Source organism: Caballeronia sp. LZ029 (assembly GCF_031451275.1).
Classification (GTDB): Bacteria; Pseudomonadota; Gammaproteobacteria; order Burkholderiales; family Burkholderiaceae; genus Caballeronia; species Caballeronia jiangsuensis.
In genome coordinates this window covers 515,620-518,899 of record NZ_JARUXO010000002.1, presented here as the reverse complement: position 1 = coordinate 518,899, position 3,280 = coordinate 515,620, and the positions used below count along the sequence as shown (strand labels likewise).

Here is a 3,280-nt window from a genome sequence, read left to right as displayed (position 1 = left end):
GGCATCAATCCGTAAATGAGAGCACGCGGGTGCTCCGGAAACCGATGTTCGAAAACATCGTTACGCGAGTTCTGGACGAAACACTTCAGGGATTCACGATTCGGGTAAGCGAGCCCAGCGCGACGAAGGCTCTCATGCGAAGCGCCAGCATGAGACTGCCCTGTGCCCGGATCACGTCCTTCACGGCCGGATCGCTGAGCGAGCCGAGCCGGTTGAACGGCGTGCGGAAGCAATGCGCCAGCGTGATGCCGAATCCGGTATCGGCGGGATCGACGCCATGCCACCAGAACGGCGGAATATAGAGAACGTCGCCGGGTTCGAGCGTCGCTTCGAACTTGGTCAGCGATGCGTCCGCCGGAAAGAAGCGCGCCCGTTCATCCATGTGATGCAGGTTGGATTTGATCGGCACGGCGTATGCATGCCAGTCTTCCTTCGAGAGCCTGAACATCGAGACGCGCTTTCTGCCGACGATCTGCGTTGTCAGCGTCTCGTCCGTCGTGTGGTAATGCCATTCGGTCGAGGCATTCCGATAGATGAAGAGGCGGTCGCGCGCATAAGCGCGTGGCGGCAAATCCCGGTTCGCGTGCAGAAAATCGTAGCTTCCGAGGTCGGCCTTCCATTCCTGCGGAATCGGCAAGGCGCGAATGGCGAAGGTGTCGTCCGGACCCGCGTTGCGCAGACACGCGATCGCTTCATCGAGACCGTACTTCGGGAGGTTTTGATACCAGACGCCGGCCGGACTGGCGTTGAACGTATCCGACACGCCCACCTGGCGATTCGCCAGCGCTTCGAGGTAGCCGGGCGTGCCCCATTTCCTGAAAGCGGGCCAATTCGTGACAGCGTGTCTGATCACGACGGGTTGCTGTGCGCATACATGGTCGCGCCAGAACCTTTCGTGGTCGATCGCCTGATTGTCGATGGCCGCAAGCTGTACAGCCCGGCCCGGAACGAGATCGATAACTTTCACGACGCGCTTCGTCATTTTCCACTCCTCATATCGGGGTTCGGTCGGACCGCTGATCGGTCCAGTGCGCATCGATGTAGTCCAGACATTGCTTTCGTGAACTAATCGTATGCTCCACTTCCCAGCCGGCAGGAACGTCGAGATGAGCGGGCCAGAGCGAGCGCTGCCGCGATTCGTTGATGAGGACACAGAACGTGCCGTCATCGTCGTCGAATGGGTTGTCCATGCTGTTGCTCCCTTGTTCGTGCTTCGGGTTGCAACGAAATATAGGCGCCGGGAGTTAGCAATGAATTAGAAGTCGCGCAGGCAATCCGGCCATGCCGGAAGCGGCGCGCCCCAGACCGATGAGCGTCTTGCGCCAGTGATGAGGAATGCCTCGCTATTACATATCGGCTTCGATTCCGGATCAAGCGGAATTGAACGTCATCGCGCGTGTCACGAAGCGTTCATGTAGCGGCGGGTGTCGTCATCACGCGCTGGACTTTGCCTTCTTCCATCCAGACGACCTTGTCGGCGGCGTTGAACCAGCGATCGTCGTGACTGACGGCGATGATCGTCTTGCCCGCCGCCTTCAGCCTCGGCAAAAGTTTCTCGTAGTAATAGCGACGGAACTGCGGGTCCTGATCGGCGGCCCATTCATCGAAGATCAGCACGGGCCGGCCTTCCGCGAGCGCGCTCACCATCGCGAGCCGCTTGCGCTGACCGCTCGACAGGTCCGTCGTGCTGAAGCGCCCGAGGTTGTAGTGAACCTTGTCGGACAGGTCCATTTCCCGAATCAGATCGGCCAGATCGTCGTGCGCGGCGTCGAGGCCATAGAGACGGTCGAACAGATGGAAGTCGGAGAAGATCACCGAAAAGAGCTGCCTGTAGGCTGTCGCGTTGGCATCGGTGACGGTCTTGTCATCCCAGCGCACTTCGCCCGCATCCTGCGCATATAACTGGGTGATCAGATTCAGCAGGGTCGATTTGCCGCTGCCATTGCCGCCCGCGATGAACGTGATCTCTCCGGCCTTGATGAACAGATCGCACGGACCGACGTGAAAGCCTTGCTGCTCGCCCGGCGACTTATAGGTGTAACTCACGTCGCGCAGCGCGATGCCATGCGCCAGTACGGGCGCGGATGCGCCGGGGCCCGTTTCGGCCGCGCGTTTCGCCTGCTCCAGTTCGCGTTCGAGCGCGTGCAGCCGATCGACCGCGAGATCGGCGCGGGAAACCGCCGGCAGCGCCTGAATCAGACTGGCGATGGCCCCGCCGGAAAACACGATGACGAGAATGATCTTCGCGGGCGTCGATGAATTGCTGATGTAGTACGGCGTCAGAAACACCATGCAGCCGAGCAGGCCGTAGAAGAACGCGTCGCTTAGAGTCTGTCCGCGATTGAAGCCACGGCCTGAACTCACGCGCAAATCCTGCACGGCGAGCGCGCGTTGCACGATGTAATTGTCGAAGAGATCGGTATCGCGGCGCGCATTCATCTTGATCTCGCGAAAGCCGCGCAACAGATGATCGAAGCTGGAACGAAACGCGCTTTCGAGTTCCGTCGCTTCTTTCGACAGCGCTTCCGCATGCGCATAACTGCTGCGATAAAAGAACGTCGCGACCCCGAGAAACAGCAGCGTGACCGCGAAAGCGATCAGCGACAGGTAACCGATATACAGCGCCGACGACAATAATTGCGTGACGAAATAGATCAGCACGATGACGGTCGGCGCGGCTTCCTCGATCGTCTGCAAGTCCCGGCCGATGGCGAAATCCACGCGCATCGCGCCGATGTTTTCATAGGCCTCCAGATCCAGCGAGCGCACCGCCCGCGCGATGTCCAGGCGCTTTTGCAGGATGAAGTTCGAGATCACGGCGGTGGTGGCGTTGAGCGCATAGTTCATCGCGAGAAGCAGCGCCACGCTCGCGATGACGAAGAACGCCATCAGATAGAGATTCGGCCCCTTCGACTGATCGTAGTTCGCCACGGTCGTGACCAGCGCGATCACGCCGGACATCATCACCCCTGGCAATGTCGATGCCAGCAGCAAGGGCGTGCGATTGCGCCGGGCCTCGCCGAACAGCAGCTTGATGAATTTCATGGGTGCTCGTGGTCTCCATGCTACGGCGCTTCACGCCGCAGACTCGCCGGCCGTATGTCGGTCCAGTTTTCGTTGATGTAGTCGATGCATGCATGACGCGTCGCCACGCCGAACACGCGGTTCCATCCGGCGGGCACGGCCGCGAACGACGGCCACAGTGAATGCTGCCCTTCATCGTTGCGCAGAACGAAAAACTCGCCGGTCTCGTCATCGAAAGGATTCATCTCGCTCTCCG

At 60.1% G+C, this 3,280-nt stretch carries 4 protein-coding genes; all 4 read right to left on the bottom strand.

All coding sequences use genetic code 11. The features are described from left to right. Nucleotides 1-85: 85 nt before the first annotated feature. The 4 genes from QCE73_RS17300 to QCE73_RS17285 all read right to left on the bottom strand — a co-directional run bounded on the left by QCE73_RS17300 (nucleotide 86) and on the right by QCE73_RS17285 (nucleotide 3,269). A complete protein-coding gene (locus tag QCE73_RS17300) occupies nucleotides 86-982 on the bottom strand; it encodes a cupin-like domain-containing protein (RefSeq protein WP_309882571.1) in 897 nt (298 codons plus the stop codon). Nucleotides 983-992: 10 nt separating this feature from the next. Next, entirely contained in the window at nucleotides 993-1,190 is a 198-nt protein-coding gene (locus QCE73_RS17295) for an MbtH family protein (RefSeq protein ID WP_309882569.1), read from the bottom strand. 220 nt (nucleotides 1,191-1,410) lie between these two features. Continuing rightward, nucleotides 1,411-3,045, bottom strand: a complete 1,635-nt coding sequence (locus QCE73_RS17290; RefSeq protein WP_309882567.1) for a cyclic peptide export ABC transporter — start codon at nucleotides 3,043-3,045, stop codon at nucleotides 1,411-1,413. Nucleotides 3,046-3,065: 20 nt separating this feature from the next. Then, nucleotides 3,066-3,269: an MbtH family protein gene (locus QCE73_RS17285; protein ID WP_309882566.1), complete on the bottom strand. Its 204-nt coding sequence runs from the start codon at nucleotides 3,267-3,269 to the stop codon at nucleotides 3,066-3,068. Nucleotides 3,270-3,280 lie beyond the last annotated feature (11 nt).

What these genes read in the sequence shown, in the direction of transcription:
- QCE73_RS17285 (WP_309882566.1), bottom strand. Translation starts at nt 3,269, where the DNA reads ATGAATCCTTTCGATGACGAGACCGGCGAGTTTTTCGTTCTGCGCAAC.
- QCE73_RS17290 (WP_309882567.1), bottom strand. Translation starts at nt 3,045, where the DNA reads ATGAAATTCATCAAGCTGCTGTTCGGCGAGGCCCGGCGCAATCGCACG.
- QCE73_RS17295 (WP_309882569.1), bottom strand. Translation starts at nt 1,190, where the DNA reads ATGGACAACCCATTCGACGACGATGACGGCACGTTCTGTGTCCTCATC.
- QCE73_RS17300 (WP_309882571.1), bottom strand. Translation starts at nt 982, where the DNA reads ATGACGAAGCGCGTCGTGAAAGTTATCGATCTCGTTCCGGGCCGGGCT.